Consider the following 24,296-nt stretch of genomic DNA (forward strand, 5'->3'; position numbering starts at 1 on the left):
AGATTACAGAAACTATTTTCCCGCTTTTGAGTACAATTTTTAAACTCTTTTACAATGAAAGATGAAACCTAAAACTAGAAATCATGCATAGAGAGTTAGTATTGAGTGCTTTTAAAAAAGCAAGAGAAGAAGTAAAAGAAGCCACGGGAGTTACAATGTCTACAACAGGACTTTCAAAGAAAATTTCGGATTGTTTAATGGAAGCATATCACTTCCAATATCATGAAAAAAGCCTTCGAAACAAGTATAATTTGGCGAAGAAGGAACAAAGTGTTGAACTAAAAAGCTCCGTAGCAAATTATTTGTGCCGCTATTTGGGCTATGAAAATTATGCCGCGTTTATTGTTGAAAAAGACAAAGAAGCAAATCCGATTGAAACCGCAGAAGCAGAATTGATTGAAACAGGAAAGATTCAAAGAGAACCGTCTATGGGAGAAAAGTTGAAGATTATTATTCAGAAGAATAAAGTGACGTTGATTTTTTCTTCATTGCTGTTTTTAATGTATTTCGGATTGTACACGCTACAGGAACAACGTAGTGTAATTGCCGTAAAGGAAACCTCAGCAAAAATTGATTTTCAGGTAGAAAAAGATAATTCTGTCTGGGATACGCAATTTTCAGTGTAGAATTTTTAACAAATAGATATTCTCAAAAACAAAAAAACCTCCCAAAAATGAGAGGTTCCTTAAAATATGAAGCATGTTTTTTATAAATGCTTTAGATTGATGACTTCTTGAGCGGTTAATTCGCGCCAATGACTTCTTGGTAAGTCTTTCTTGGTCAATCCTGCAAAAACCACACGATCTAAACGTGCTACCGTGTACGATAAATGCTCAAAAATAGCTTTGACCAAACCGTTGCTTCCTGTGCTGACTTTGATACCTACTTCGCGCTTGGAAGCACCTTGAATCCACGAAATTTCATCTACTTGATGTACATCACCTCGAATGTTAATTCCGTCTTTGATTTTGTTGAAATCTGCCTGACTTAGGTTTCTATCCAATTCTACATGATAGATTTTACGCACTTTTTGATGTGGATCGGTTAATTTTCTTGCCAATTCCCCGTCGTTTGTAAATAGTAATAAACCCGTAGTTTGTCGCTCCAAACGTCCCACAGGAACAATTCGCGCTGTCGTTGCAGTTGCGACTAAATCCATCACCGTTCTGCGATTTTTTTCGTCTTTGGTAGTCACCAAAAATCCTTTCGGTTTGTTCAATAAAATATAGGTAGCCTTTTCAGGATTGATCACGCGTCCATCAAAACGAACTTCGTCTGTCAATTGTACTTTGTATCCCATTTCAGTGACCACTTTACCGTTTACAGTGACACTTCCGATAGAAATGTGCATATCAGCTTCTCGTCGTGAACAAATGCCTGAATTGGAAATATACTTATTCAAGCGCATCTCATTCGGATTGCTTGAAGATTTTGGTTTGGGTGCTGCTTTCTTCTTATAATTTGAATTTGGCTTCCTTCTATCCAACGATTTTTTTTCGTCAAACGATTTTTTACCATCCGAAGATTTCTTTTTTTCAAAAGACTTTTTTCCTCTTGGACGCTTATTATCTGCTTTGACTTTACTTTTACCGTGTCGCTCTTTTGCCATTACGTTATGCTCTAAAATTTTTGCAAAGATACTTTTAAATTGTTGATAAACGAATCTGGAATGAATTATTCGTTTTTTATGTTTGAAAAAGATAACTCATTCAAAATCAAAACATACATCAGTCATTTAGTTTGATGGTACTTTGACGTTCTCTATTCACGGTTAATTGTGTGACGTCTGGGCGCGAATAATGTCCAACCGCATCAAAGTTTTGACGTTCTTCCAATACGCGATTAAAATCAAGTGTAGCGATGATTAAACCTTCTTTGTGCAATACAGGCGGAATTAACCATTCGCCATCAGGACTTGCAATACACGATCCGCCATTTGCCAATTCGTCAGGAACATTTTTTAAGATTTCTTCTACATTCGGAATATTGTTTGGAATATCAACTTTTCGCATCAAACTAGATACAGAAATCACATACGAGCGCGATTCACGTGCAATAAAACGCGTAATGTCTTTGGTGTTTTCTTCACTTCCTGGCCACACTGCAATGTGAACATTTTCGCCCATTCCATACAAAGCTGCTCTTGGCAACGGCATCCAATTTTCCCAACAATTGAGTCCACCAACCATAAAATCTTTTAATGGATGTACTTTCAATCCGTTTCCATCTCCGCTCGCCCACGTTAAACGTTCTTCATACGTTGGCATGAGTTTTCTGTGCATGGACGCTATGTTTCCGTCTTGATTTATGTAGGCTAACGAACAGTAAATGCTATGTCCGCCACGATCTGAAGCACGTTCCATCAACCCTAAATAAATAGCGATGTTATGTGTTTTTGCCAACTTGCAAATTTCGTCCAAATCGCCTTTTTCTACTTGAATGGAATTTTGAACATAATGTCGGTGAATTTCTTTTTGCAAGGTCGAATTGAAAGTGGCGCCATTCGTATTGGCAACCCAAAACGGATAACCAGGCAATAACGCTTCGCCAAAAACGATGAGTTCACAATCTTGCTTGCTGGCTTCAAGAATTTGCTGTTGTATTTTTGCTATCGTTTTAGATTTGTCCAACCAAACTGGTGCTATTTGTGCTAAAGCCACTTTTAATTCGTGTGAAGATGACATAGATTTATTTTTTTATGATTTGAGATCTTTCAAAATATCTGTCGATGAAACATTGAAAACCTTATAAATTATGAATGAATCTTTGATGTTTCCAATTACAAAACGCGTGTAATTTTATCCAAAATTGCTTCAATATTTAACAATGGAATGCTAAAAACACCAGAAACGATAATGAATTTTAGAATGTTGTGTAATAACAAATATTGTGGTTTTGTGTTGGATTTGTAGAGAATGATGACGGAGAAAATTAACAATACAATACTTCCGTAGAAATAATAACGCATATAGCCTGTATCGTATTGAGAAAGCAACAAAACTGTTACAGAAACCGCAATCATCGTAGCAAATGTGATCAATCCTTTGGAAACTTTTTCGCCGTACATCACAGGAATGGTTTTGTAATTTTGTACCAAATCACCTTTGATATTTTCTAAATCTTTGATGAATTCACGAATGAGAATTAGTAAAAAGAGAAAGGTTGCGTGTACAAAAATGACGCTGTACAAATTCCCATAATAGATAAATACAGCAAAAAACGGCGTGATTGCTAAGAATGCAGAAGTGAGGTTTCCCAAAAATGGAATTTTTTTCATCTTATGTGAATAAAACCAAATTCCGAAAATATAGGCTGAAAAGAAGATAAACGCTCGAAACGATACCAAACTTGCAATTCCCGCAGAGATAAAGTTGAGAATGAAATATACGGTAATTTTTGTGCGCTGACTTACCAAACGATCCAACATGGATTTTCGTGGTCGATTGATCAAATCTTTTTCTGCATCGTAGAAGTTGTTGATAATATATCCGCCTGCAATGGCAACAGCAGAAGCTATAATTAATGCATGTAAATTCCAATCGAGAATGATCTCCATGAAACTTTCCTTAGGTGCTAAAATAAATTTGGCTGCTAGATATTGCGCAATTACGATAATAAGAATGTTATAGCCTCTTACCACCGAAAATAAGCTGAAAAGTTTGTAGTAAAATAGCTTGCGCTTTCTAGATAACATGAGTGACCAAACTTTAGAAGTTGTATACTACTTCCAATTTGTAGTCTTTGAGCGTTTCTTTTGTTTTTTGAATATTTTGAGTAAATCCAAGAATGTATCCGCCGCCGCCAGATCCACAAAGTTTCAAGTAGTAATCGTTGGTTTCAATTCCTTGTTTCCAAAGCGAATGAAATTGTTGAGGAATCATAGGTTTGAAGTTATTAAATACAACTTTTGATAAGGATTTTAGGTTTCCAAATAAGGATTTTATATCGCCTTTTAAGAAATCTTCCACACAAGAATCCGTGTGTTTTATAAATTGATCTTTTAGCATATTACGGAAACCTTCTTGCTTCATATTTTCCATAAAAATATTCACCATTGGTGCCGTTTCTCCCATAATTCCACTGTCTAATAAAAATACCGCTCCTTGTCCTACTTCGTTCTGCGACGGAATTCCCGTAGGCTCAATATTGTCTTTCGAATTGATTAAAATTGGAATGCTCAAATAACTATTTAACGGATCTAAACCAGAACTTTTTCCGTGAAAGAATGATTCCATCGCGCCGAAAATCTCTTTTAATTTTAAAAGCTTATCTCTTGTTAAGTTTTCTAAAACCGTAATTTTATCATACGCGTATTTATCGTAAATAGAAGCGACCAATGCTCCAGAACTTCCCACACCATAGCCTTGTGGAATGGAAGAATCAAAATACATTCCTTGTTCTAAGTCACTTTTTAAAGTAGCAATATCAAACGTGACTAAGTCAGCATGCAAAGCTTCTAAGTGATTCGCAAAACCTTTCAAACTTTCGTTCGATTCTTTGGCTTCGTCAGATGAATTGTCGTCAATTTTCAACGCTCCTTTGTAAAAGTTATATGGAATAGAGAGTCCTTTAGAATCTTTGATGATTCCGTATTCTCCGAAAAGTAATATTTTTGAATAGAAAAGTGGTCCTTTCATTATTATTTCAATTTGCGGCTATTGTTACTGTAAAATTACAACTTTTTTGCTCCAAAACCTATTTGATCACAAATGTGATGTTCATTTTGGCAAAATTTTAGTAGTTCTTTTTGGATAAATGGATATACGGTATCTTTTTCATTTTCAGGATATAATACATGAACATTTGCTCCAGCATCTAAAGTAAAACACACATGTGTTCCTGAAGTTTCACGAAATTTCCAAATTCGGTTGATGATTTCCAACGTATTAGGCTTCATTAAAATGAAATATGGCGAAGACGTCATCATCATGGCATGAAGCGTTAATGCTTCACTTTCTACAATGGCAATGAATTCTTTGAGATCGCCATCAGCCAAAACAGATTGTATTTTGGTTAAATTTTCATGTGCTTGCACAAAACGTTGTTGCGCAAACGGATGATTGTACATTAAATCGTGTCCCACAGTACTGCTCACCTGCTTTTCTCCTTTGTCTACCAATAAAATTGTGTCGTGATATTTTTTGAAAACTTCATGAACGCCGTAGGGATATTTGATGCCAAATAAATCTGAACTTCCGATGGTGTTTGCATGTTGTCCCCAAACAATTATATCGCCTTCAATACTTCTGCTGGCACTTCCTGAACCCAAACGCGCTAAAAATGACGCTTTTCGGTTGAAATCTTCCTGAGATATTTTTGGATTGAGTTCTTTTTCCAAACTCATCAAACACAACGCCAACGCACTCATTCCAGATGCAGAAGACGCAATTCCACTACTGTGCGGAAAGGAATTTGAGGTTTCTATTGTAAAATGATAGTCTTTTAAAAACGGCAAATATTGTTCAACACGTTTTAAAAATGTATTGATTTTTGGTTTGAAGTCGTCCTTTTGTGTTCCTTCAAAAAATAGGTCAAAAGAAAAATCATTTTGTGGCTGATCGTGCTTTTTATAAGACAATTTTGTGGTGGTTGCACAAGCTTCTAACGTAAAACTGATAGACGGATTTTGCGGAATTTGGTCTTCCTTTTTCCCCCAATATTTGATCAGTGCAATGTTACTTGGCGATTTCCAAGTGACGTTTCCCGATGCAACATTTTTTGTATAGTCGTTGGGCAGAAATGCAGCTACTTTCATAGACGATTTTAAAATTTATGCAAAGATACGACTTTTTAATGTGTCAATTTGAAAATGTAACAATGTGCTAATTGCTTTCAAAAGATACGTTAGACTAGCATCTCAATACTCAATTCTCAATACTATTAGCTATAATATAACTTCCCGTCCAAGCATTTTGAAAGTTAAATCCGCCAGTAATGGCATCAATATTGAGAATTTCACCAGCAAAGTAGAGATTTTTGTGTTTTTTACTTTCGAAGGTTTTAAAGTTGACTTCTTTGAGATCAATTCCGCCTGCCGTGACAAATTCTTCTTTGAAGGTACTTTTGCCTTTTACATTGAAAATAGCTTCTGTGAGTTGACTTGCCAATTGTTCCGTTTGCTGCTTATTCAAATCTGCCCAACGCGTTTGATCTTTGATTCCTGCCGCTTCCACAATTCGTTGCCATAAACGTTTTGGCAAGTGAAACGGATTGTTTTTTTGAACCATTTTTTTCGCCAATTCTATTTTGAAATCTTTGATACTTACCAAGCAATCTTCTTTATCAATATCATCTAACCAATTGACTTCTATTTGAAAATTGTAGTGTTTGTCTGCCAAAATCCGTGCGCCCCAAGCGGAAAGTTTTAAAATTCCTGGTCCGCTCATTCCCCAATGTGTAATGAGCAACGGTCCATTGGATTCGAGTTTTGCACCAACAACTTTTACATTGGCTGGCGTGGCAATTCCGAGTAAATCTTTGATGCGTGCATCTTTGATATTGAATGTAAACAACGATGGAACCGCAGGAACAATGGTATGTCCAAGCGTTTCTAACAGTTTCCACATTTTTGGATTGCTTCCTGTGGTAAATACTACTTTTTTAGCTTCTAAAGTTCCTTGACTGGTTTCTACGTGCCAAACACCATTTCCTTTTGAAATATTTCGTACGGCATGATTCACTCTAAAATCTACTTGGTATTTTTCTGCTTCACTCAGAAAGCAATCAATGATTGTTTGTGATGAATCTGTGACAGGGAAAATTCGACCATCATCTTCAATTTTCAATGCTACGCCGCGTTCTTCAAACCAACCCATCGTATCGCCACAACAAAACTGATGAAATGGTCCTAACAATTCTTTTTCGCCTCTTGGATAGTATTGTACGAGTTCTTTCGGATCAAAACATGCGTGTGTTACATTGCAACGTCCGCCACCAGAAATGCGAACTTTTGTCAAGAATTCTTTGCCTCTTTCCAAAATCACCACAGACAATAAAGGATGTTTTTTTGCAATATTAATTGCTGTAAAAAATCCTGCTGCGCCGCCACCAATGATGAGAATGTCTATGTGTTTAGTCAATTTGTTGTTTTTTGTTGTCTGTTAGTTTATTTACTAAATATTAGTTTAAAAAGGTAAACTCTTAAACTTCATTTTGGTAAAGAACTACTTTTTAATTTAAAATCCAACATGTAGCATTTAAAAAATTAAGAAGTCATAAACTATTCATAATTGATCTGGAAAATTTTATGTTTTATATCGAAAACTTTATTTTTGATTAAATCCCAATTTTATGCGACTTACTTTTTTGAGAAACCTCATCATTTTCATCTTTTTCACCAATTGTTCAGTGAATTACGGGCAGTTGCAGTATGCTGGAAAAATTTCAAAAGATCTTGAAGAAGTTTCGGGTATGGAAGCCATTCCGAATTCGGATAGTTTTTGGATGATTAATGATAGCGGAAACGATCCGAAAGTGTTTGAAGTTAATAACAAAGGAAAGATATACAAAACCTTATATATTCAAGGAAAAAATAGCGATTGGGAAGATTTGACGAAAGATACAGAGGGGAATTTGTATGTAGGCGATTTCGGGAATAATGCAAACGATCGGAAACATCAGAAGATTTATAAATTGTCGGCAAGCGATTTGGCGTCTAAGAAAAGTATTGATCCTGTAAAGATTGAGTTTTCATTTCCTGATCAGAAAAAATTTCCACCCAAAAAGAAAGATCGGCATTTTGACGTAGAATCTTTTTTTCATCACAACGGTAATTTGTATTTGTTCACGAAGAGTCGTACAAAATCTGACTACGGACGCACCAATTTGTATAAAATTCCAGCAACAAAAGGCAAGCACAAAGCAGAATTCATCAGTACATTTACCACCTGTGATGATCTTGATTGCTGGGTAACTTCTGCAGCCATGAGTCCGAATGGAAAAAAAGTAGTGTTGTTATCTCACGATGCCGTTTGGCAATTTACCGATTTTAAAGGTGACGATTTTTTAGGTGGAACGGTCAAAAAATACGAGTTAGGTCATTCTTCACAAAAAGAAAGTATTTGTTTTACAGATAATAAGACCGTGTATATTTCGGATGAAGAATCGCATGGAAGTGGGCGAAATTTATACGTATTTCTACTCGATTAACTGCACTTTTTTTGTCACAGTTTTATTTTTTGGTAACTTGATTTTAATTAAAAATTAACCAACTAAAACTACTGCCATGTCTGACTATATCAAAGGAATTGACATTTCACATGATCAAGGAAATCTCATCGATTCCATCAACACCAATAATACAGATTTATCGTTTGTATTTTGCAAAGCTTCTGGAGGAATTACGATTCAAGATCAAGATTTTGCACACAATTGGGAAATGATTCCACAACAAGGATTTATTAGAGGCGCGTATCATTTTTATTATACAAACGATGCACCACAATCACAAGCCGACAACTTTTTTAATGTGGTTGGAAATGATTTCCCTTCAGATGCATTGCCACCTGTGGTCGATTTTGAAAATGGAAGTATTAAAACGACCGATCATGCACAAATTATCACCGATTTGCTTGATTTTTTAGAGCTGTTAGAACAGAAATACCAACGTACGCCTATTATTTACACCAATAAAAGCACAGGCGACAGCTATTTGAATGATGCTCGATTTGCAAAATATCCACTTTGGGTTTCGAATCCTACGACAGCTTCTGCTCCAAAAATGCCAAGTACATGGGCAGATTGGACGTTTTGGCAATATAGTTTTGATGGAAATATAAATGGAATTCCTGTGGATGAAGATTATTTTAATGGAAGTTTAAACGATTTGAAACAATTTATTAGACAAAGCGCAATTTCAAGTTAAGCATCTTTATTTTCCGTAGCTTTGCACTTTGAATAGGAAATAAAATGAGCGAAGTACAACTAACGAGAATCAACAAGTTTTTAAGTGAAGCTGGCTACTGTTCGCGCAGAGCTGCTGATAAATTGATTGAACAACGACGCGTAACGATTAACGGGAAAGTTCCAGAAATGGGAACGAAAATTGCTCCTGGCGACGAAGTTCGAGTGGATGGCGAGTTGATTTCAAATCCGAAAGAAAAACCTGTGTATTTGGCATTTAACAAACCGATTGGAATTGTGTGTACAACCGATACACGCGTGGAAAAGGATAATATTATTGACTACATTAATTACCCGACGCGAATTTTTCCAATTGGTCGTTTGGACAAACCAAGTGAAGGTTTGATTTTCTTGACAAGCGATGGCGATATTGTGAACAAAATTCTACGCGCACGTAACAATCACGAGAAAGAATATGAAGTGACCGTAAATCATCCGATTACGGCTGATTTTATTCAGAAAATGGGCGATGGAATTCCTATTTTAGGAACATTAACGCGACAATGTAAAGTAGAACAATTGACCAAGTATAGCTTCAGAATTATTTTGACACAGGGTTTGAATCGTCAAATTCGTAGAATGTGTGAGTACTTGGATTATAGAGTGGTGAAGTTGAAACGAACACGAATTATGCATATTGAATTGGATGTTCCTGTGGGACAATGGCGTGATTTGACCGAAGAAGAATTGCAAGGAATTTACGACTCAACGAATCATTCTTCTAAAACACATCTTGATAAGACATAAATTTTATTTCTCTAAATTAAAACCCTAATACATCTTTAAATTTATACGATTGTCGGCGTGAAATTTCTATTTCTTGTTTGGAATTTTTCATGGTGACTTTTAGTTTTCCATTGAACCACGGCGTGACTTTATCCACATGAGTTAGATTGATGATTTGCTGTCGATTGGCTCTGAAAAAGGTTTCTTCAGGCAATTTGGCTTCTATTTGATTGAGCGATTTGTAGATTAATGGTTTTTTATCTTCAAAATACACACGTGTATAGTTTCCGACGATTTCGAACACTGCAATTTCTGAAATGCGAATGAGCCAACAATCTTCGCCATCTTTGATGAAGATTTGTCGATGCAAGTCAAACGGCTTGTCTTCGGTGGCTTCTTTTTCAATGGTGGCAATTACTTTTTCAATTGTTTTGGAAAATCGGTTTTGATTGATGGGTTTTAGTAAGTAATCGAATGCATTGTATTCAAAGGATTTTATGGCATATTCGTCATATGCTGTGGTGAAGATTGTCAACGGAACATTGTCCAACATTTCCAACAATTCAAAACCATTTTTTTCTGGCATATTGATATCCAAGAATAAAACTTGCGGTTGTTTTTGATTGATGAGTTCGTACGCTTTGTCTACATTTTCAGCTTCTCCAAGCAACTCAATGTGTGGATGTTTTTTTAAGAGTTCCTTGAGTTCATTCCGCGCTAAGCGAGAGTCTTCTACTATGATTGCTGTGATGTTTTCCATATTAACTTACAGGTATTTTAATAACAGCTTGCACTTCATTATTCACTTCTTTTAAGGTAAAGTTAGCTTTTTCTCCGTATAATAATTCCAAACGTTTTGAAATATTGTCCACACCTATTTGGGTTGAATCGCTCTCAGTTTTTAGTGTTCCTGTATTGTTGACTTGTAAGATGATTTCTTTTGTATTGTGCGTGATGATGAGTTTTATTTTTCCTCCATTTTTTTGTGTTGCAATTCCGTGTTTGATCGCGTTTTCGACCAACATTTGTAAAATCATTGGTGGAATTTTTACTTGTAATAATGATGCATCAATGTCATGTTCGTAGTGTAAACGATCTTCTAATTGTATTTTGGAAAGCGCAATATAATTCTCTACTGTTTCTAATTCTTGGGAAATTTGAATGGCATCTACTTTGTTCATATTGAGTGAATACCGCAGCATTTCTGATAATCGTGTGAGCATTTCTCTCGATTTGTCTACATCTTCCAGCATCAATCCGCGAATGTTATTGAGGCTGTTGAACATAAAGTGCGGATTGAGTTGTCCTTTGAGTGTATTTAATTGCGATTCTTTCAACGATGCTTCTAATTGTAAGCGATCTATTTTGTTTCGGCGCATGCGCACTATAGATTTTATCGCTACGTAGGCTAATACCCAAAAGAATACATAAATACTCACATTTACAGAGGTTACAAAAACAATTTTTGCAGAAACGCCCAAAGGTTTTCCATGGATAGAGGCAAATATCAAGTTGCTACAACTTATAAGAATTACGACAAATAGAAATGTAACTAAAACATATATACCAAAAACTTTTACGTAGTTTTTACCAGTTTGGTTTTCTACAAAATTGATCCGTTTTAGATATAAACGTATCCACGAGGTGAGTCCGACTCCAAGAATTACAAAGACAACACCTTCAAATAAAAAGTAGACATGCTTAATTCCCCCGTCAGCACCCAAAATGAGTTGTGCTCCAATGTTGATACTGATGAGCATTCCCCAACCTAAAAATTGTAGGATCCAAAAGATGTATGAGTTCGCCTTTTTTGAAGTTGCCATGTGTGTTGAAAATGTTATCTAACGTATAAAAATGCACTTTCTCAGGGTTAGAAAAAGTGCATTTGTTTTGATTGATGATTTAGAATCTTGCGTTGATCCACTCTGAAACAAAGTGTAACGCAACAGGCGCAAATGTTTCTTCAATATCTGCATATTCACTTAATGCGCCTGTTTCTGAGGTTTGAAATAGGTGGTTTAGGTTCTTAAATTCTTTAATAGTTACGTCTTTATTGTGTTGCAATCCTTTTTTAATTGCGTCTAAATTTAATTTTGGCAATACTTGAAAGTCCTTTTCTCCGTTTATTGCCAATACTGGACAGTTTACTTTTACTAATGATACTTGCGGATCGTAGCCTAAAAATGTACGCATCCATGGGGCAGTAAATACTTCTACTTGTTTTTTGATGGTAGCATCGGTTAATTCTGCTTTTCCTTTTTCGGAAGTGATTTTTGTTTTTAAATCTTCCAATATCGCTATCATTTCCTTTTTGGATGCTTCGCCTTGATAATTTGCACTTATTTTATAAATTTTTGCAGAAGCTTCTTGCGAAGCAGCAATATCATTTGCAGGATAGCCTTCCAATTCGGCAGCTCGTTTTCCTTGTGTTAGCAATACTTTTTGTCCGTCTACGCCTGGACCTGCGAGTAATACACAGAATGCTACATTTTTATTTCTTGCGGCAACAATTGGTGCGATTAATCCGCCTTCACTGTGACCAATTAAGCCAATTTTAGTTACGTTTACAACATCTTTTCGTGTTTGTAAATATGCCATGGCTGCTTCTACATCTGAAGCAAAATCAAACGAAGTAGCTGATGAAAAATCACCTTCAGATTTTGCTGTTCCACGATCGTCATAACGCAATACCGCAATTCCTTGTCGTGTTAAATGATCTGCCAATACTAAAAATGGTTTGTGTCCTAACAATTCTTCATCGCGATTTTGTGGTCCTGAACCTGTAATTAAGATGGCTACTGATGGATTTTTCACGTTTGCAGGAATGGTTAAGGTTCCTGAAAATTTGATGTCTCCTGCACTTTCGTTGATAAAAGTTACCTCTTCAACAGCATACGGATAAGGTTTTTTAGGTTCTTGTGGTTTTATTTTTTTTGGTTCTTTTTTTCCTTTTTTTAATTCTAATGGAAATGTTTGTCCATTTTGGTTGAAAGTCCCCTTGAACGCTCCATCTTCATACGTTGCATTGTATTCCATACCAATTTGAGCGTAGGTAATGGTTAGTTTGTTTTCTGCGAATGTGGTTTTGTCTGTAGGCATGTCATAAGCGTTTTGCTTTGGACTGTCTAAGGTTGTGGTATATCCATCATCTGTTTGAGAAATGTTAAACACAATTGGAAGTTCCATTCCTTGAATGCTTAACGCTCCTTTCCAAGTTCCTGAAACATCTTGCGCCGAAGCAACAAGCGTTCCAAGCAAGAAAGCAAGTTTGAATACGAGTTTGATAAATGATTGCATGTCTGTCGTTTTTTGATTACGATGTAAAAGTATGCAACTTTGTGGCTTCTACCATTAAAATTATGATAAACGGAAAATAGAATGTGGTGAACGGTTTTGTTGGGTTTTGGATAAATTGTTTTTTTTGATGGTAACATCAAACTATAAACTCCTACTCTTTTCAACTCCTAAACTTCACACGTCATTCTGCTTCGCTGGTTCGTTTTTGGATTTCTTCTAAGATGCCATTTGCCTGTTTTTTGAAGGTTTTCAGTTCTGGCAAAAATATTTTGTAAGCTAGAAAATAGGTTGTAGCGATTCTGTTTTTGTAATCAGGATCCTTTAAGGCGTATTCAATGAAATCTTTGTTGGGTTTCATGGAAATTATGTCTGACCACCATTCGTAGTTTTTCTTAAAATGCGAATAATTTTCTTTGATATCTTCCGCACGCATGTCATCATCAATTTTTATTTCGCGCAAGCGTTCTATATAAAATTCTATAATTTGTGTGGGTAAACTGTCTTGAAACTTGTCTGTATTGAACGCTGTTAGTTGACTGTATCCACGCTTGTTAAAAGTGATTTCTGGAAATCCGATCATGATATAAGTGTATTGCGGATTGTATACATAATCTAACGCTTTTACAGAATCTTTGAGTATGTTATTGAATAATGGCTGAACATTATCATAAAAGCCTTGTATTTTATCAATTTCCTTGATATCATTTTCCAAATCATCATGAATGATGTTGTATATGTTTAAGAGTTTTGTTTTTTCTTTGTGACTTTCATTCCAATTGTTCAACGAAACCGCTATTAGGATTCCAATCACTACTAAAATGATTTCACCCATAGCATACGCGATATAATTTCCAAATTTTTTCTTTTTCAAAAGCTTGCTTCTTTGATTTCTAAATAATTTCATATAGTATATTCATTAAAACCCAAAACCAATACCAAATGCAAAACGCATTCCGTCATCAGAGTTGAATAATGAAATATTAGCAGAAAGCATATCGGCTGCATTTGCCCAAATTCCGCCTCCGAGCGACGTATTCCATGTATTAGAAGAATCGCCACTAATCCAAACTCTACCATAGTCAAATCCGCCAAAAACACCAATATTTAGCGGTAATAATCCTGTTTTTATTTTGCGAAGATTTAGACGAAGATCCGTAGTTTGTAGAAAAGCACGTTTTCCTGTAAAACGCTCGTGTCTGTATCCGCGTAAACCTTGTCTGGCACCAATACTAGCTCCTTGATAAAATTCAAATCCGTCTCCAAAATTTAAGTGTCCACGAAGTTTTGTGGCTAAGACTAGTTGTCCACTAGCAACTAATTTGTGGTCAATAGCAAATTCTGGAATTACATATCCAAATCCTTTCGAAGTGCTTACATTGTTTTTATATCCTGTTTCCAAGCTCACTTCCATACCCACCGTTGGAAATGCTTCATTGTCTACATTTTTGAAATGGTATTTTACATCCACTCCATAAAAATCTTGCTTGTCAAACACACTCGAATTTGCTGGAAACGCTTGTTCTAAAAAGCGTCCTGCGGTACGTTCCACTTCATTGCTTTCATAGAAAACTCCCGCAGAGAAACTTCCGCCCAATTGTCCACGCCACACCAATGCTGGCGCAACCTTGATGGTTCTTATTTTTACTCGGTTAAAATCTAAATCGACATCTATTCCATCATCTTCATCGGCTTCAAAGTTGGGTGTTTCATTTCCAAAACCAAAGAAGTTAACTGCGTAGTTTGGACTGTTGAACTGTGTATTTACTTGCAGGTTTAAACCTCCAATAACATTGGCAAATTCAGCTGTATAGCGCAAATCAAATCCATTCGTAGCAAAGTAATATGCTGCGGATATGGTATGTTGTGACGTAAACGGATTGCGCTCAAATCCATAGTTTGTATAGGTGTTGGTTGCTCCTATTTGTATACCATCATCTGGGTTGAAACCAATGGTTGGAATTAACTGATTGGTATTATTTTTTAGTTTTTTGTAATCGTATACATTCGTTTCATAATCGTCGGTAAGTCGTTTGCTTCCTTTATGGGTCACAAATTCACTTTCTTTTGATTTGTAATCGTATATTTTTACTTTTTTACCGTTTTCAATGTTATATATATCTTTATTTTGTCCGCCAATCAAACGAACTCTGGTAATGCATTTTCCATCACCGAATACATGAAAACGATCATCATCGTCCAAACCATAGATCCAAATTTCTTTGGTTTCTGAGTTTGTGTAGGTGCGTTCGTGAAATATATCTGCTTTTTTTCCTTTTTTGATGCGATACGCTGTTACTTTTGTTTTTCCATTTGGCAAACGTTCAATTTCAAACCAATCATCTTTGTTGGTTCCTTTAATGACTGCAAATTTGTTGACCAATGTATAATATCTGTCTGATATTTTTTGAAGATTTGCACGTCTTGCTTTTAACTTTTGTTTGATTTCTTCCACGCGTTCGTCACGTACTTCTTTTGGAAATTCTAAAAAGGCTTTTTCAATCACTTCGTCAGTCAATCCTTCCTGAATGCGTTGCACTTGTGCATCCCAAACCGCTTTGTCAGATTGTTGAATGAGTTCCATATCGAGCGGATAAGGTTCTACATTCACACCTTTTACATCCACTAAATCATCATCATATTTGCGAAGCAATCGAGCCGTCGGAATGAGTTTTACAGCAGTTCCTAATAGAAAACCATCAGACATGATAGAAAACGCTTGATCGCGATCACGAGGCATCGGACGATAGACTTTTTTACCGTTTTCTTTAAATTCTATCCAACGCCATTGGTCTTGATGTCGGTCCCAATCGCCAATCAACATGTCAAATAAGCGTGCGCGAATGTATGATGCTTCATCAATGAAAATGTCTTCATCTTTGTGGATTTCGTTCATTAGATCGTCGGTACTGATCAATTCATCTTGATATCCAAAACTTGCTTTGGCGCTGTGTCCTTCAGACGTGTGTTCTTCAATCATGTATAATTCGCCTCCAAATTCATCATTGTATTGCCCGAGCGCGTTTTGCTTCGGTACATAATACAATACAGGATTCGTATGATAGACATCAACGGCATCTGCCAATGTTCCGATCGCAAAAGGTGCATACGGATGTGCGCCTGTGAAGACATCAAGGATTAAGTTTTCAGTACTTGTGTCGTCAAATTGTCCTTTGATGTATTGATCTTTGAATAACACTGCTTGTAAGTATTGCAAGGCTTGTTTACGCAACGCACGCATTACGTATTGCGCGCCATTTTTAGCTTCTAACCGCAAGGATTTGGATTGATTTCCTCCTCCTTTCCGCACAGGTTTCAATCCGCCAAAAAGAGTATCTAAATTTACCGTTGGCGCCATTACTTTTGTGCTGAATTGTTTTCGATAGCGATCGCCCCAAAGAAAGGTGCCAAATCCTGATTTTTGTGTTTCTTCTTCTGTATAGATTGACGCCGACATTTCTTTTGGAAAAGTTGACGGATATGTCATTTTGGTATATTTGATACTTGATGGCACAACTTCCGTTTCAAAAACGACACTGTTGTCTTCTGCCGAGTAGAAACGTACGTGCGAAGAGCCATCTTTAAAGACATCTAAACGCGCAAAACCATACACTCCATAGGAAAATTGTCCGCCACCAACATTTCGTGTTCCTGATTTTTTAGCACCTGAACCACTTATAATTTGACGTAAATTGTCTTCTAAAATATACTGCAAACTGTGTTCGTGTCCCGAAACAAAGATGACTTTTTCATTTTCTTGTGATAGTGTAATGATGCGTTTTCTAAGTTCGTTGTAACGTTTGTTAAATATATCTACATTGGCAACTCCGCTAGTTGTTCGCAAAAGGTTTTTTATGGATCCAATGACTGGAACTGGCGACATGTGACTTTTAAATGTGTATTGTCCGCCATGTGAACCATTGGTGTACATTGGATGATGCAAAGCTACAATCGTTGTTTTTCCACGAGCTTTTTTGATCAAACTACTGTATTCTTCTAAGAATTTTACACGTGTTTTAATTTCGCAATCGTCATTCATCGTTGGATGATTGTCCCAATTGGTAATATACCATTGCGTGTCCACCAAAATTAATTCAATGTCTTTGCTGATGTGAATTTTATCGATTGGGCAACCGTCTTCTGGCAGAAAGGTATTTTTCCCAAGAATGTCTTCTATGTATTTTTCTTGTCGTTTTACTCCTTTTAAACCATCACTATACCAATCGTGATTCCCTGGAATAAAGATCGTTTCACCTTTAAAATCTTTAACAATACTTGTTTGCGCGTTTAGTTGATGTGCTGCAAAAGCTCGGTCTTCACTTGACTTTTTAGGCAATCCTGCTGGATAAATATTGTCACCCAAAAAGATCGCTGTACTGTTTTTAGACGCTTTTTTTAATTCTTTTTCCAGCAGTTGCAAAGCAATTGATTTTTCGCCTAAAGGAGAGTTTCCTGCATCACCTATAAGATAAAAAGAGTGTTTTATTTTTTTATTTGTTGGATATGGATTCACACTTTTTTCTCCTGCGTACTGTGGTTTGAACGTTGCGCAGGCACTAAAACATAGGAAAAGGACTATAATTCCTACGGATTGTAACGATTTTATCATTGGTTGTAGTTTTATCACTTTAAATATAATCATTCATTTTCGAAATGTTAATATACAAGTATGTAGTTTTCTAAAAAGTGAGTGACTTTGGATTTAGGCATCTTTCAAGGTTTTAAGATTTTTTGGTGTAAATTTTATTCAAGCAAAGCTTTTAACCAAAAATCTTATCGTACAATGTTTAACAAAATCGTATGAAAGGTTCTTTAAAATATATGACTAAATGGTACGTTTTATTCATGTTTATAAAACATTAGTTAAAGTTTAGTATTTTTACTCAAATTAAAGAAACCTTTATGGAAACCCTTATTGCCGAAGTTGAAAAGTATGTTGTTCACTTTCTGAATAAAAAAGTAGATAAGTCGTATGTGTACCACAATGTTACGCATACAAAGTCTGTGGTAGATGGTACCAAAGAACTTATTGAAGGACTTGAGATTGAAGAAAAGCAAGCAAATCAGCTTATCATTGCTGCTTGGTTTCACGACACAGGTTATTCGCAAGGCGTTGAAAATCACGAAGAGGAAAGTGTGCAAATTGCTACTGAATTTTTACAGAAACACGCTATTTCAGAAGAAGATTTGAAAGCGATCAATACGCTTATTCTGGCAACAAAAATGGGCAGAAAACCTACAAATTTACTCGAACAAATAATTTGTGATGCCGATTGTAGTCACATAGGAAGCAAGAATTTTCAAGATTTATCCGAGTTGCTTCGCAAAGAAATTGAGCTCACACAAAACAAATCCATTTCGGAAGCTGAATGGTTGGACGAGAATATAAATTTTGTATCAGAAAAGCATACATTTCACACAACATACGCATCAAAGAATTGGCAAAAACGCAAAGGGAAAAATCTAGCAAAGCTGTTACAATCCAAAAATAAGGTGACGAGAGATATCACCAAATTAAAACAAAAGAAAGCCGAATTAAAGTTTAAAAAGGACAAAATTGAATTGCCTGAACGCGGAATTGAAACGATGTTTCGTGTTGCGCTTCGAAACCACATCACATTAAGTGACATTGCTGACACTAAAGCAAATATACTTTTATCGGTAAATGCCATTATTATTTCTATGGTGCTTTCTAATTTGGTATCTAAGCTTGATAATCCTTCCAATGATTATATGATTATCCCAACCATTATTTTTACCGTATTCACCGTAGTTTCGATGGTGCTTTCTATTTTAGCGACGCGACCAAATGTGACAAAAGGAAAATTCAACAAAGAAGATGTTGCCAATAGAAAAGTGAATTTGCTGTTTTTCGGAAATTTTCATCAAATGAAGTTGGACGAATTTGAGTGGGCAATGGGCGAAATGATGCAAGATCGCGATTATTTATACGGTTCACTCACGAAAGATTTATACTTTTTAGGACTCGTTTTAAACAGAAAATACAACTTATTACGAACAACGTACACCGTATTTATGATCGGAATCGTCATCAGTGTATTGTCGTTTGTGGTTGCTTTTTACACACGCGATCCCGAAGCTGGCAGAAGAACTTTAGAAGCTGCTACAACGTTGTTATAAAAATTTAAACGCACATAGCGCCATCTAACAGTAAAGCGATCTAAAAACTTATTTGAATTCTTCCATTAATTGATCAATGGTTAAGGATGATTTTTCGTTAAAGTCATCTTGATATATCACTTCTACACGCAATGCGCGCAAACCTGAAACACTTTGCAAGTCTTCCAATTCGAGATTTTCTAATTTCCCAAAATAGTTTTTCGACTGCATGTATTTGATATATTTTATGTACTCGCGAGCATCTTTGTCTTGTGAGTATACGATGGCAATTTTTCCAGGAACGGTTAAACGTTCTGTTGTACCTTTTATATTGGCTTTGTCAATACGTTTTTTAATGATTTCATAACGAATGTTGTACGCGCCATCTACATCAAATTGCTTTTCGTCCATACGGAATTGAATCGCGAGTGGATTGCTGTGTACTAAAATCAAGGAAGCCACTTGCAAGTCATGAATCATATCTTTTCGTGCGTTGTACGCCACTTGTTCCATTTCATACATGTTCTGCAATTGCCATAAACGCAAATTATAAAGGTATAATTTATGGAATACTTTGTCTTTCACTAACGACTGTCCAATGTACATATTGTACTCTACTCCATCCGTTTTGTAACGCTCAAAATAGTGTGGAAACATGGCTTGTGCTTCTTCCTGTTTTTTGTCGATATAGTTTGCCAATTTCGTATTTAAAATGGTCACACTATGTTCATATTCTTTTCGCTTTTCGTACACCACTTTCAGATTAGAGTCTAAACGATTCATATACGTATCTACCAATTTCGCTACATCGACATCAATCTCTTTTAAGTGTCTAAAAACAGGATAAATATCTTTCTTTAAAAACTCTAAAATCCCAAGTTCATCACCCGCTTTTAGTCCTTCTTGTGTGTGGTCTAAATATTCGCTAATTCTAAACGCCAATTCGTCATAAATCGGAAGATTTGCCTTATCCATCGCACCTTTGAGCACATTGATAGCCAGCTCTAATTGCGTCGTTAAATCTTCTTTTATGGCTTTGTTTCTTGCGGTAGAAGAACCTTTAATGTCACTTTGTCCAAATAACGGATGTACGTTCTCAAAAACAATATTTTGAACTACAGGATTTTCTACATTTTCTACCAATTCTGATTGAAATTTTTCTGCGGCTTCATAAAAACGCCATTTTACAGCAGGATGAATAGACGTATAATGTTCTTGAATGGTGGCTTCTAGTACATTTTGAAATGATTCTGATTCACGATTTACAGCTGCTTCAAATACTGGAATGATGTCTCGAAGCTTCTGCTGATTTACAGAGTTTAATTCGTACGATCTTGGCGATGCAATTTCTAAAACTGCCAAATCTCCTGCTTGTTTTGCTCTGATAGGAATCAAAATAATACTCTGAATTCCTTTGGCTTTTAGTTTTTTATAAAACATGTTATGACCCGATTCTTCACCGTATCTTTCTACATCAGAGATGGCAATGGTTTCATTGTCGCGAAATACTCTCTCTGCAATTCCACCACAAAAAAATGTATCACATGCTATTTCTTGATCTCTTTGAAAAATTAAGCTGTCACACTTTTTAATACGTTTGATGCTTTTTCCATCTTTTGTAGAGCTTACATATACTGAGAAGCCTAATTCTAAATCTTTGATATTGAAAAATTCGCGTAAATTTTGGCGAAGATCTTCTATCAAACTATCATCACTTCTCAATAAATTGGAACGAATAGAAGAAAGTGTTTCATCAAACGTTACATCAAATAGATTCATGATCCCAAATCCTTTGAAAATGTAACTTTCGAGTGGAAATTTTTCTTTCCAAACCTCAATATTGTCGTAATTATCTAATAGTAATTTTACATCATCGTCTGTAATTTTTGGTGCATTTTCTGTTGGTATCACTTGACAAAAATCGCCGTTAAAAGCAACTCTGTAGTGTTTCATGACACCTAAATTTTTATCTGGAATGTCAAAATAGAACGGACGTTTTAGGTCGATCGAATAGCCATAACAAATATTTAAAATTAGCACACAGGCATGCAAATACAACTCTTCTTCTGGTAAATTCCGTGCTGTAAAATCGTAATCATCACCTGCGTTTTTCAGAATATTTTTGAGTCGATTTGAATATTTAAACGACTGAAATGAAAATGGAATCGTAGCCACTTTGATTTCGTTATCCGTTAAAATTTCTGGAAATAATCCGTCTAAAATTAAATCGATTTGATCTCTATATTGTTCTATTTGTGATAAATCGCTAATCCCTTCTTTTAGTGCTGGATAATTATTTAAATACTCAACAATTTCTACGGCAGATTTATTGTAGGGATGATTTACATCTTCTACATATTTATCATAGAAAGAGATCACTTGATCAAAACTGACTAAGAGTTGTAAGGGTAAATTTATATCGTGGTGTGTATGTGTTGTGTCCATAAGCTAGCTTATTTGATATACAAAGATACGAAATCCTTGATTATGTTAGTGTTAAAGCAATTTTATTGCTCTTGAAGTATCTTGTTTTTTGAATTAAACAATACAATATTAGACGTAATTTTTGGTAAAATGTTACATGATTTGGGCAGGTTTTTTTTGACTTTTTTGATTGGTTTAGATTGTAAGACTTTGTAGGTTTTTGTTTGTCTGCGTCACACTGAACTTTTATGTTGAATGAAATTGAAGTGTGATTTAGTGTCTTAGTATTTAATGTCACAATTTGTCAATTTGAATATATATCTTTTTCTAAGAAACGTCCTTTCGAGAAGGAAAGCATTATTTGGGAACGTATTGTGTGCAAAAAGATATGGTAGAATTGGAAGCTTCTGCGTATGTGCATCATTTGTTGGATGTTGTTCAGAGGATTGTTTTGGAGGAGCAATTTTCTAAATAAAATAATTTTCCTACTTTTAAGGAAAGGTTAAGTGTAAATAGAATGGAACTAGATGAATTAAATCGACAGAAGTTAGTTGAGGAATTAAAATCTATTAAAACAACAAGGTTGACAAACATAGTCAAAAGTATTTCCGTTTTAATTGGAAGTATTATTTTGTTTATTGTCATAACAAGACCTGAATATCTTTTGAATAAAAAAGTATCTCAAGAAGATATAAGTAGAGAAAGAGCTAAATTGATTCTAAATCTCATAAATGAAAATAAAAGTTCTGAGAACATGCTTTTGGGACTTTCTATTATAGAAAAAGCCTATCCAATTGAAAATAGTCAATGGATAAATAGCATTAGAGAAATTCTTCTTATTAGGTATCAAAAAAATATGAATGTTAGTCAAATAAATTCTATAGATTCGAATCAACAAAAAGCACTTTATCAAGCCAAACTAAATTTAAATAAGCTTTTGAGCATCAAAGAAGAATTTGAGATAACAAAACTAGCTCAAGACCATTTAGGATATAAAATTAAAATAGATGATTCTTTGATTGCAACTACCTTTTTTAGTCAATACAATACACTAAAAAATAAAGTTGATGCAGATATTTTGGCTACTAAAACTGAAATATGGGATTTACAAGTCAATCCACTTATAAATGAAAACAAATATAAACTTTATCAATAAGAAAATTTAACTCTCCGGCGCCAATTCCACTTCCAAACCTTCCAGTTCTAGCGTCATTTGAATTTGGCAACCCAAACGGCTGTTGTCTTCTACGTAAAACGCTTCTGCAAGCATCATGTCTTCATCCACGCTCATTTCTGGCAATTCATGATCAGAATGTACATAACATTGACAGGAAGCACACATTGCCATGCCGCCGCAAATTCCAATGGTTCCTTCGGGAGCGAGTTCGTATGAACGTACCACTTCCATTAAGTTCATTGCCATATCGGTTGGCGCTACGATTTCGTGTGTAACGCCTTCTCGATCTTTTATTTTTATGTTGATGTCTGCTGACATTGTGATGTACTATTTACGATTGTTGATTGTTGATTTTCATCTCGACTGCGCTCGATGTGACACATTCGAACTGACATATTTATTTTGATACGTCTTTACGAGGAGTTTGCGACGAAGTAATCTGTTACTATAGAAGCAGATTGCCACGATTTTCATCTCGACTGCGCTCAATGTGAAAATCTCGCAATGACGTTATAAAACCCAAACTTAGGTAATTGAATGAAATTCTGAAAGAATTTTGTATTGAAATTAATTTATCGCTTTTACCACCGCTTTTGGTGCTTCTTTACGTGTGCCGTCAAAACCATCAATTCCACTTACGGTGGTGTATTTCATGACATATTTTTTGTTTGGAAAGATACGTTGATACGCACTTTGACACATTAAGGTTGCTTCGTGGAATCCGCACAGAATCAACTTTAATTTCCCTGGATAGGTATTTACATCACCAATGGCATAAATTCCTGGAATATTCGTTTGATAGTCCAACGTATTGTCTACTTTGATGGCGTTTTTCTCAATTTCCAATCCCCAATCGGCAATGGGTCCGAGTTTTGGTGCCAATCCAAATAGTGGAATAAAATGATCTGTGTCAATCGTAACAGGTGCTTCTCCTTTTTTGGTCACCTCAACACCTGACACGTGCTTTTCTCCATGAATTGCCGTAATTTCCGCAGGCGTAATTAGGTTGATTTTCCCGAGATTTTTGAGTTCTTGTACTTTTTCAACGGAATCTAAAGCACCACGGAATTCGTTTCTTCTGTGGACCAACGTTACTTCTGAAGCAACATCTGCTAAAAAGATACTCCAATCCAACGCAGAATCGCCTCCACCAGCAATGACAACTTTTTTGTCGCGATAGAGTTCTGGATCACGAATGATGTATTCGACACCTTTGTCTTCGTATTGCGCTAAGTCTTTTAGCGGTGGTTTTCGTGGTTCAAAACTTCCCAATCCGCCAGCAATGGCAACAATAGGTGCGTGGTGTTTTGTTCCTTTATTTGTAGTGACGACAAACGTTTCATCGTCTAGTTTTTCAATCGTTTCTGCGCGTTCTCCTAGTGTAAATGTAGGTTCAAACGGCTCAATTTGCTTCATTAAATTATCTACCAAATCGCCCGCCAATACTTCTGGATATCCAGGAATATCATAGATGGGTTTTTTAGGGTAAATTTCCGAGCATTGTCCGCCTGGCTGTGGCAACGCGTCGATTAAATGACATTTTAGTTTTAATAATCCTGCTTCAAATACAGCAAAAAGTCCCGTAGGACCTGCTCCAATAATAAGTATATCGGTCTTAATCATTTTCTTTCTCTATAATTCTAATGTAAAAATA

At 35.7% G+C, this 24,296-nt stretch carries 20 protein-coding genes; 6 read left to right on the forward strand and 14 right to left on the reverse strand.

Going from position 1 to position 24,296, the window contains the following annotated elements:
- Nucleotides 1-83 precede the first annotated feature (83 nt).
- Nucleotides 84-626: a hypothetical protein gene (locus tag KORDIASMS9_RS02835; RefSeq protein ID WP_114901383.1), complete on the forward strand. Its 543-nt coding sequence runs from the start codon at nucleotides 84-86 to the stop codon at nucleotides 624-626.
- An 80-nt stretch (nucleotides 627-706) separates the two neighbouring features.
- Here the strand turns inward: KORDIASMS9_RS02835 and KORDIASMS9_RS02840 are convergent, their stop codons facing one another.
- From KORDIASMS9_RS02840 to KORDIASMS9_RS02865, 6 genes are all read right to left on the reverse strand, one after another.
- Nucleotides 707-1,609 (reverse strand): pseudouridine synthase, encoded by a 903-nt coding sequence (locus KORDIASMS9_RS02840; protein ID WP_114901384.1) that lies wholly within the window; start codon nucleotides 1,607-1,609, stop codon nucleotides 707-709.
- A 118-nt stretch (nucleotides 1,610-1,727) separates the two neighbouring features.
- A complete protein-coding gene (locus KORDIASMS9_RS02845; RefSeq protein WP_114901385.1) occupies nucleotides 1,728-2,684 on the reverse strand; it encodes a carbon-nitrogen hydrolase family protein in 957 nt (318 codons plus the stop codon).
- Nucleotides 2,685-2,779: 95 nt separating this feature from the next.
- The gene (locus KORDIASMS9_RS02850; protein WP_114901386.1) at nucleotides 2,780-3,694 is read right to left on the reverse strand and encodes a geranylgeranylglycerol-phosphate geranylgeranyltransferase; all 915 of its coding nucleotides are present in this window, start codon (nucleotides 3,692-3,694) and stop codon (nucleotides 2,780-2,782) included.
- Nucleotides 3,695-3,707: 13 nt separating this feature from the next.
- Nucleotides 3,708-4,637 carry a mevalonate kinase gene (locus tag KORDIASMS9_RS02855; protein ID WP_114901387.1) on the reverse strand — a complete coding sequence of 310 codons (930 nt, stop codon included), beginning with the start codon at nucleotides 4,635-4,637 and terminating at the stop codon, nucleotides 3,708-3,710.
- Nucleotides 4,638-4,672: 35 nt separating this feature from the next.
- A complete protein-coding gene (locus KORDIASMS9_RS02860; RefSeq protein WP_114901388.1) occupies nucleotides 4,673-5,755 on the reverse strand; it encodes a diphosphomevalonate/mevalonate 3,5-bisphosphate decarboxylase family protein in 1,083 nt (360 codons plus the stop codon).
- Nucleotides 5,756-5,864: 109 nt separating this feature from the next.
- Nucleotides 5,865-7,079: an NAD(P)/FAD-dependent oxidoreductase gene (locus tag KORDIASMS9_RS02865; protein ID WP_114901389.1), complete on the reverse strand. Its 1,215-nt coding sequence runs from the start codon at nucleotides 7,077-7,079 to the stop codon at nucleotides 5,865-5,867.
- 211 nt (nucleotides 7,080-7,290) lie between these two features.
- On the opposite strand from KORDIASMS9_RS02865, the gene KORDIASMS9_RS02870 reads away from it, so the two are divergent.
- From KORDIASMS9_RS02870 to rluF, 3 genes are all read left to right on the forward strand, one after another.
- Entirely contained in the window at nucleotides 7,291-8,148 is an 858-nt protein-coding gene (locus KORDIASMS9_RS02870; RefSeq protein WP_240321115.1) for a hypothetical protein, read from the forward strand.
- A 76-nt stretch (nucleotides 8,149-8,224) separates the two neighbouring features.
- Nucleotides 8,225-8,863: a GH25 family lysozyme gene (locus KORDIASMS9_RS02875; RefSeq protein WP_114901390.1), complete on the forward strand. Its 639-nt coding sequence runs from the start codon at nucleotides 8,225-8,227 to the stop codon at nucleotides 8,861-8,863.
- A 44-nt stretch (nucleotides 8,864-8,907) separates the two neighbouring features.
- Complete coding sequence (gene rluF, locus KORDIASMS9_RS02880; RefSeq protein ID WP_114901391.1) at nucleotides 8,908-9,648, forward strand: 23S rRNA pseudouridine(2604) synthase RluF; 741 nt, start codon at nucleotides 8,908-8,910, stop codon at nucleotides 9,646-9,648.
- 16 nt (nucleotides 9,649-9,664) lie between these two features.
- Here rluF and KORDIASMS9_RS02885 read toward each other — a convergent pair whose 3' ends face one another.
- The 5 genes from KORDIASMS9_RS02885 to KORDIASMS9_RS02905 all read right to left on the reverse strand — a co-directional run bounded on the left by KORDIASMS9_RS02885 (nucleotide 9,665) and on the right by KORDIASMS9_RS02905 (nucleotide 17,530).
- Nucleotides 9,665-10,387, reverse strand: a complete 723-nt coding sequence (locus tag KORDIASMS9_RS02885) for a LytTR family DNA-binding domain-containing protein (RefSeq protein WP_114901392.1) — start codon at nucleotides 10,385-10,387, stop codon at nucleotides 9,665-9,667.
- Nucleotide 10,388: 1 nt separating this feature from the next.
- A complete protein-coding gene (locus tag KORDIASMS9_RS02890) occupies nucleotides 10,389-11,450 on the reverse strand; it encodes a sensor histidine kinase (RefSeq protein WP_114901393.1) in 1,062 nt (353 codons plus the stop codon).
- A 79-nt stretch (nucleotides 11,451-11,529) separates the two neighbouring features.
- On the reverse strand, nucleotides 11,530-12,924 hold the full coding sequence (locus tag KORDIASMS9_RS02895) for a S9 family peptidase (RefSeq protein WP_114901394.1): 1,395 nt from the start codon (nucleotides 12,922-12,924) through the stop codon (nucleotides 11,530-11,532).
- A 181-nt stretch (nucleotides 12,925-13,105) separates the two neighbouring features.
- Nucleotides 13,106-13,795, reverse strand: a complete 690-nt coding sequence (locus tag KORDIASMS9_RS02900; RefSeq protein ID WP_162819736.1) for a DUF6090 family protein — start codon at nucleotides 13,793-13,795, stop codon at nucleotides 13,106-13,108.
- A gap of 45 nt (nucleotides 13,796-13,840) precedes the next feature.
- Entirely contained in the window at nucleotides 13,841-17,530 is a 3,690-nt protein-coding gene (locus KORDIASMS9_RS02905; RefSeq protein WP_114905125.1) for a metallophosphoesterase, read from the reverse strand.
- A gap of 293 nt (nucleotides 17,531-17,823) precedes the next feature.
- Between KORDIASMS9_RS02905 and KORDIASMS9_RS02910 the strand changes: the two genes are divergently transcribed.
- Nucleotides 17,824-19,062: a Pycsar system effector family protein gene (locus KORDIASMS9_RS02910; protein WP_114901396.1), complete on the forward strand. Its 1,239-nt coding sequence runs from the start codon at nucleotides 17,824-17,826 to the stop codon at nucleotides 19,060-19,062.
- A gap of 48 nt (nucleotides 19,063-19,110) precedes the next feature.
- Here KORDIASMS9_RS02910 and KORDIASMS9_RS02915 read toward each other — a convergent pair whose 3' ends face one another.
- Nucleotides 19,111-21,486: a GAF domain-containing protein gene (locus KORDIASMS9_RS02915; protein ID WP_114901397.1), complete on the reverse strand. Its 2,376-nt coding sequence runs from the start codon at nucleotides 21,484-21,486 to the stop codon at nucleotides 19,111-19,113.
- Between the two features lie 496 nt (nucleotides 21,487-21,982).
- Between KORDIASMS9_RS02915 and KORDIASMS9_RS02920 the strand changes: the two genes are divergently transcribed.
- Nucleotides 21,983-22,621 carry a hypothetical protein gene (locus KORDIASMS9_RS02920; RefSeq protein WP_114901398.1) on the forward strand — a complete coding sequence of 213 codons (639 nt, stop codon included), beginning with the start codon at nucleotides 21,983-21,985 and terminating at the stop codon, nucleotides 22,619-22,621.
- A gap of 6 nt (nucleotides 22,622-22,627) precedes the next feature.
- On the opposite strand, the gene KORDIASMS9_RS02925 is transcribed toward KORDIASMS9_RS02920, so the two are convergent.
- The gene (locus tag KORDIASMS9_RS02925; protein ID WP_114901399.1) at nucleotides 22,628-22,960 is read right to left on the reverse strand and encodes a 2Fe-2S iron-sulfur cluster-binding protein; all 333 of its coding nucleotides are present in this window, start codon (nucleotides 22,958-22,960) and stop codon (nucleotides 22,628-22,630) included.
- Between the two features lie 249 nt (nucleotides 22,961-23,209).
- Entirely contained in the window at nucleotides 23,210-24,265 is a 1,056-nt protein-coding gene (locus tag KORDIASMS9_RS02930; protein ID WP_114901400.1) for an NAD(P)/FAD-dependent oxidoreductase, read from the reverse strand.
- Between the last annotated feature and the right edge of the window lie 31 nt (nucleotides 24,266-24,296).

Source organism: Kordia sp. SMS9 (assembly GCF_003352465.1).
Classification (GTDB): domain Bacteria; phylum Bacteroidota; class Bacteroidia; order Flavobacteriales; family Flavobacteriaceae; genus Kordia.

Excerpts from the sequence above, each read along its gene's own strand:
- KORDIASMS9_RS02855 (WP_114901387.1), bottom strand. The coding sequence starts at position 4,637 with ATGAAAGGACCACTTTTCTATTCAAAAATATTACTTTTCGGAGAATAC.
- KORDIASMS9_RS02845 (WP_114901385.1), bottom strand. The coding sequence starts at position 2,684 with ATGTCATCTTCACACGAATTAAAAGTGGCTTTAGCACAAATAGCACCA.
- KORDIASMS9_RS02915 (WP_114901397.1), bottom strand. The coding sequence starts at position 21,486 with ATGGACACAACACATACACACCACGATATAAATTTACCCTTACAACTC.
- KORDIASMS9_RS02850 (WP_114901386.1), bottom strand. The coding sequence starts at position 3,694 with ATGTTATCTAGAAAGCGCAAGCTATTTTACTACAAACTTTTCAGCTTA.
- KORDIASMS9_RS02920 (WP_114901398.1), top strand. The coding sequence starts at position 21,983 with ATGGAACTAGATGAATTAAATCGACAGAAGTTAGTTGAGGAATTAAAA.
- KORDIASMS9_RS02860 (WP_114901388.1), bottom strand. The coding sequence starts at position 5,755 with ATGAAAGTAGCTGCATTTCTGCCCAACGACTATACAAAAAATGTTGCA.
- KORDIASMS9_RS02910 (WP_114901396.1), top strand. The coding sequence starts at position 17,824 with ATGGAAACCCTTATTGCCGAAGTTGAAAAGTATGTTGTTCACTTTCTG.
- KORDIASMS9_RS02885 (WP_114901392.1), bottom strand. The coding sequence starts at position 10,387 with ATGGAAAACATCACAGCAATCATAGTAGAAGACTCTCGCTTAGCGCGG.
- KORDIASMS9_RS02925 (WP_114901399.1), bottom strand. The coding sequence starts at position 22,960 with ATGTCAGCAGACATCAACATAAAAATAAAAGATCGAGAAGGCGTTACA.
- KORDIASMS9_RS02905 (WP_114905125.1), bottom strand. The coding sequence starts at position 17,530 with ATGATAAAATCGTTACAATCCGTAGGAATTATAGTCCTTTTCCTATGT.
- KORDIASMS9_RS02840 (WP_114901384.1), bottom strand. The coding sequence starts at position 1,609 with ATGGCAAAAGAGCGACACGGTAAAAGTAAAGTCAAAGCAGATAATAAG.
- KORDIASMS9_RS02835 (WP_114901383.1), top strand. The coding sequence starts at position 84 with ATGCATAGAGAGTTAGTATTGAGTGCTTTTAAAAAAGCAAGAGAAGAA.
- KORDIASMS9_RS02875 (WP_114901390.1), top strand. The coding sequence starts at position 8,225 with ATGTCTGACTATATCAAAGGAATTGACATTTCACATGATCAAGGAAAT.
- KORDIASMS9_RS02870 (WP_240321115.1), top strand. The coding sequence starts at position 7,291 with ATGCGACTTACTTTTTTGAGAAACCTCATCATTTTCATCTTTTTCACC.
- KORDIASMS9_RS02930 (WP_114901400.1), bottom strand. The coding sequence starts at position 24,265 with ATGATTAAGACCGATATACTTATTATTGGAGCAGGTCCTACGGGACTT.
- rluF (WP_114901391.1), top strand. The coding sequence starts at position 8,908 with ATGAGCGAAGTACAACTAACGAGAATCAACAAGTTTTTAAGTGAAGCT.
- KORDIASMS9_RS02895 (WP_114901394.1), bottom strand. The coding sequence starts at position 12,924 with ATGCAATCATTTATCAAACTCGTATTCAAACTTGCTTTCTTGCTTGGA.
- KORDIASMS9_RS02890 (WP_114901393.1), bottom strand. The coding sequence starts at position 11,450 with ATGGCAACTTCAAAAAAGGCGAACTCATACATCTTTTGGATCCTACAA.